At 67.7% G+C, this 4,848-nt stretch carries 3 protein-coding genes and 1 pseudogene; 3 read left to right on the top strand and 1 reads right to left on the bottom strand.

All coding sequences use genetic code 11. The features are described 5' to 3' along the window. Nucleotides 1–111: 111 nt before the first annotated feature. From DD1DGNOD_RS24750 to DD1DGNOD_RS24760, 3 genes are all read left to right on the top strand, one after another. Entirely contained in the window at nucleotides 112–1,572 is a 1,461-nt protein-coding gene (locus DD1DGNOD_RS24750; protein ID WP_131764945.1) for an MFS transporter, read from the top strand. Nucleotides 1,573–1,615: 43 nt separating this feature from the next. After that, entirely contained in the window at nucleotides 1,616–2,290 is a 675-nt protein-coding gene (locus tag DD1DGNOD_RS24755) for a TetR/AcrR family transcriptional regulator (protein ID WP_131771141.1), read from the top strand. 386 nt (nucleotides 2,291–2,676) lie between these two features. Next, nucleotides 2,677–4,116, top strand: a complete 1,440-nt coding sequence (locus DD1DGNOD_RS24760; protein ID WP_131764946.1) for a vanadium-dependent haloperoxidase — start codon at nucleotides 2,677–2,679, stop codon at nucleotides 4,114–4,116. 164 nt (nucleotides 4,117–4,280) lie between these two features. Here DD1DGNOD_RS24760 and DD1DGNOD_RS24765 read toward each other — a convergent pair. Next, nucleotides 4,281–4,848 (bottom strand): annotated as a pseudogene (locus tag DD1DGNOD_RS24765) (multidrug efflux MFS transporter); the annotation flags it as partial.

A 4,848-nucleotide genomic window follows, 5' to 3' on the forward strand; every position in this document is an offset into this window, starting at 1 on the left:
ACGGGCAGACGGGCAGACGGGCAGACGGGCAGACGGGCAATTAAGCGGAACTAAACTCCGGTTGACTGCTACCATCCGGAGGGCAATTCCGCTTGTCCGAGACGGAGATCAATGTCCACAGAACACGGCGACCGGCAGGTCACCATCGCCTTTACCGCGCTCACCCTCGGTGCCAGCGCCTACACGCTGTTGCAGTCGATGGTGCTGCCGGCCCTACCAGTCGTCCAGGAGGATCTGCACACCTCCCAGGCGACGGTGACCTGGGTGCTCACCGCCTACCTGCTGTCCGCCTCGGTCGCGACACCCATCCTGGGCCGCCTCGGCGACATGTTCGGCAAGAAAAAGATGCTCGTCGTCGTCTATGCCGCGCTGACCGCCGGATCGCTGCTGGCCGGGCTGTCGAACTCGGTCGGGCTGCTCATCGTCGCGCGGGTGATCCAGGGGCTGGGAGGCGGGATGTTCCCGCTGTCCTTCGGCATCATCCGCGACGAGTTCCCGGCCAGGCGGGTACCCGGTGCCATCGGACTGATGTCCGGCATGCTCGGCATCGGCAGCGCGCTCGGCATGGTGATCGCCGGGCCGGTGGTCGACCATCTGTCGTGGCACTGGCTGTTCTGGATCCCGCTCGTCATCTCGGCGCTCGCCACGCTGACAACGGCGCTGTTCATCCCGGAGTCCCCGGTGCGCAGCCCGGGACGGGTCAACCTCCCGGCCGCGGCGCTGCTGTCCGGCTGGCTGGTCGCGTTGCTGCTCGGACTGAACCGGGGCGCTGCCTGGGGGTGGACAGCCAGCGGCACGCTGGGCCTGTTCGTCGCGGCCGCGCTGCTGCTGGTGCTGTGGATACAGGTGGAGAATCGGTCCGCCGTACCACTCATCGACATGACGATGATGCGCATCCCGGCCGTGTGGTGGACCAACGTGGCGTCTCTGCTGCTCGGCGTCGGAATGTTCTCGACCTTCGTCGTCATCCCGCCGTTCCTGCAGGCGCCGCCGGAGGCCGGCTACGGCTTCGACGCCTCGGTCACCGTCTCCGGGCTTTACCTGCTGCCCAGTACCATAACAATGATCCTTGCGGGTTCCCTGATCGGCCGGATCGCAGCCCGGCTCGGGTCCAAGCTTCCGCTGGTCGTGGGTTCCCTGCTGGCCGCGGTCCCGTTCCTGATGCTGTCGGTCGCGCACCACGAACCCTGGGAGTTCTTCCTCGCCACGACCATCCAGGGCCTCGGTATAGGGCTTGCGTTCTCGTCCATGTCCAATCTGATCATCGAGGCCGTCCCGTCCGCCCAGACCGGGGCCGCGACCGGGATGAACGCGAACATCCGCACCATCGGCGGATCGATCGGGAGCCAGATCATCGCCAGCATCCTCGCCTCCGGAGCCCTGGCGAGCGGACTCCCGAGCGAGCACGGCTACAGCGTGAGCTTCGCGGTACTGGCCACATCCATGATTGTCGCTGCGGCGGCCGCCACGATCGTACCGGTGCGCCGGCGGCCCGCTGGCATACCGGCCGCTGGGACCGCGGCGCTGCCCGAGCCGCGCGGCGGCCCCCCGGTAACGGTGGAGTCCCGGTAACGCTGCTTTCACCCCGGGACCCTACTACCGTGTCGTCATGGGCATGACCGCGGAAACCTTGTCCGGTTCCGCGCCGGACACCGCAGGGCCGGAACGGCTGCGCTGCGACGCCGCGCGGAACCGGGAACGAGTGCTGTCCGCAGCGTCCGAGGTGTATGGCGAGCGCGGTCCCGCCTTCACCATGGAGGAGGTCGCCAGCCGCGCCGGAGTCGGTATCGGCACCGTCTACCGCCGCTTTCCGACCAAGGGCGCACTGCTGGACGCGATCGCCCTGCCCTATCTCGAACGCATCCTGAGCCTGGCCAGGGCCGCCGGCGAGCACCGGGAACCCGGCGAACGCCTGGAGACGTTCGTGCGGACGTTCGCCGAGCGGCACGCCAGCGAGAGGATGGGCAGCGGCCGGCTCTGGGACTCCACCCTCGGCCGGCCGTTGCGGGATGAGATCGCCCGGGTGGTGGACGGCCTGCTGGACGCCGCCCGCAAGGCCGGCCGGCTGCGCCCGGACGTCACCTACCGGGACGTCTCCGTCCTGTTGTGGACGCTGACCAGCCTGATCGACGCGACCGACCGCGTCGCGCCGACGGTGTGGCACCGCCATCTGGACCTGGTCCTCGACGGGTTGCGCCCCGACGGCCCACGGCCGCTGGCCACCCCGCCGACCGACGCGGAGGAGTGGGAGAAGGTGGTCACGAGCTCCGCCGCGCTGCGCCTGCGCTGACCCGCTCGCCCCCGAGCGGGTCAGCCGTCATTCAGACGGGCGGCGTCATCCAACGGACGGGCTCGTCAGCCCGCATCAACCACGATCTGCGAGAAATACCTCGAGATCTACAGGAAACACCTGCGGGAAACACTCTAGAACCAATCCAAACGAGGTTGACACACTCGCATCCGTCGTAACGGATTCGCCACACGGCCTCATGGTCATACTCTTAACCTTCGGCTGTTCGCATTCAACTGCGGCTAATCCGGCGTCATCTCTGAAGGAGCCGGAATGCCGACCGTTACGAAAGAATGATCATGACAAGAAAATCCACGGTATCGACAGGGATGCCGCGTAACCGGCGACGGCCTGCTGCCATCGTCGCAGCCTTGGCCACAGTGGGCATGGCCACAGTGGGCGTGGCCGCGGTGGCCATGCCCGCGGCTCAGGCGGCCGGTACCGACCTGGCAACCAAGGTTACGTCCAGGCCGCCGTCAACCAACGCCGCTCTGATCTGGAACAACGCCGCCGTCTCGGCGATCGAAACGGCCTCCCGCTCAACGTATCCCGCGGCCGGCTTTCCTCCGGCGGTCGGCGCCCGTGTACTGGCGATCCAGAGCACCTGCGGATACGACGCCTGGGCGGCCTACGACAAGAAGGCGGTCGGACCGCAGTTCGACGGCAGCCTTCGGCGCCCGGTCAGGGAGCGCACCATCGCCAACAGGTCCGAGGCAGTCAGCTACGCCTCCTACCGGGCGCTGGTGGACCTCTTCCCCGACCAGAAGGCGACCTTCGACCAGATCCTGGTGGGACAGAGCTACAGCCTGCCCACAAGCATCACCGACCCGAACACACCCGCCGGGGTGGGGACCGCCGCCTGTGACGCGGTTCTGTCGTTCCGGCACAACGACGGGTCCAACCAGCTCGGAAACCCTCCGTACTCCGACACCTCGGGTTATCAACCGGTCAATCCTCCGCAGCAGATCGACAACTTCGACCCGACCACGATCGTGGACCCGAACCGGTGGACCCCTCTGGTTGTGAACGGACAGACCCAGCAGTTCTACACACCGCAATTCGGTGCGGTCACACCGTTCGGGGTCGACTCCGTAAACCCGTACCTACCACCGCCGCCACCGACGTACCCCTCGACGGCCGACATCAACCTGGTTCTTGACTACAGCGCGAACCTCACCGACAAGCGTAAGGTGATCGCCGAGTACTGGCTGGACCACGACCAGACCCCCCCTGGCCACATCCAGAGTCAGGCGCAGTATGTCTCAACGCGTGACCGACACACGCTCGACGACGATGTGAAGATGTTCTTCGCGCTGAACATCTCCCAGGCGGACGCCGGGATCGTCGCGTGGAACGCCAAACGCGCCAACGACAACGCCCGTCCCATCACCTTGATCCGCTATGACAGGTTCGGTCAGCAGATCCGGGCGTGGGCCGGTCCGGGCCTGGGCACCCAGATCGTGGACGGATCGACGTGGCAGCCCTATCTGTCCACTCCACCGTTTGCCGCCACGGTGTCCGGGCACGCCACCTTTGCCGGTGCCGGCGCCGAATCCCTCAAGCTGTTCACCGGTAGTGACCGCTTCGGCGACTCCGCAGTGATCAAAAAGGGTAGCTCACTGATCGAGCCCGGTATCACGCCGGCAACCGACATCCGCCTGAACTGGCCGACCTTCACCGCGGCCGCGAAAGAGGACGGGATTTCCCGGCTCTACGGTGGCGTGCACTGGTCCTACGACAACAGTCTCGGCCAGGACGCCGGCCGCGACATCGCCCGCGCCGGCTGGCAGCGCGCCCTGCGCTACTTCCAGGGATTTCGTGGGTGAATCGGATACAGGGATTGCGTGGGTGAGCCGGATCCGACGCTGATCCCGTGATCCGGTTGGCTCCTGTTCCGCTGGGGCCGGAGCCAGCCGGAACCGGGTGGCCCATACCGCGCGGTATGGGCCACCCCGCTCGGCCTTTGCTCAGGCCCTCGTTCAGCCCCCACTCAACCTTCGCTCAGGCCCGGGGACGGTGTGGCCGCCGTCCGTGCGCCGCCGGACGGAAGATCACTTCCGCCTGAACCGACCGGCTGCGCCGGGCCGGTCGCCTGGGCCGGGTCAAGCGCCTGCACGGGAAGGGCCGCCTGCGCGGGAGCAGCCGTCTTTCGGCCGGGCACCAGGAAGGCGAACGGTACCGCGACGGCGGTGAACGCCAGCGTCCACCAGAACGTGTTCCCGAAGGCGTCCGCCAGCCCGGCCGCATCCACCCGGCCCGCACCGCCCCGGTCAGCGATCCCGTGGGACAGGACCACCGCGAGCACGGCAGTGCCCAAGGAGCCGCCGACCTGCTGGAAGATCCGCACCGCCGAGGTGGCGCGGGGAATCTCGTCCCGGTGCAGGCCCTGGTAGACCGCTGTCATGACAGGTATCAGGGCTGCCGCCAGTCCGGCGCCACGGACAGCCAGCGACAAGCCGAGCAGCCACTCGCTGGTGTCGGTGCCGACCTGGGTGTAGGCGACGGTGCCCAGCACGCTCAGCAGCAGGCCGACGAGGACGAGCAGCCGGGTGCTGCCC

The sequence above is a fragment of the Candidatus Protofrankia californiensis genome (assembly GCF_900634765.1).
In the GTDB taxonomy this organism is placed as follows: Bacteria; Actinomycetota; Actinomycetes; order Frankiales; family Frankiaceae; genus Protofrankia; species Protofrankia californiensis.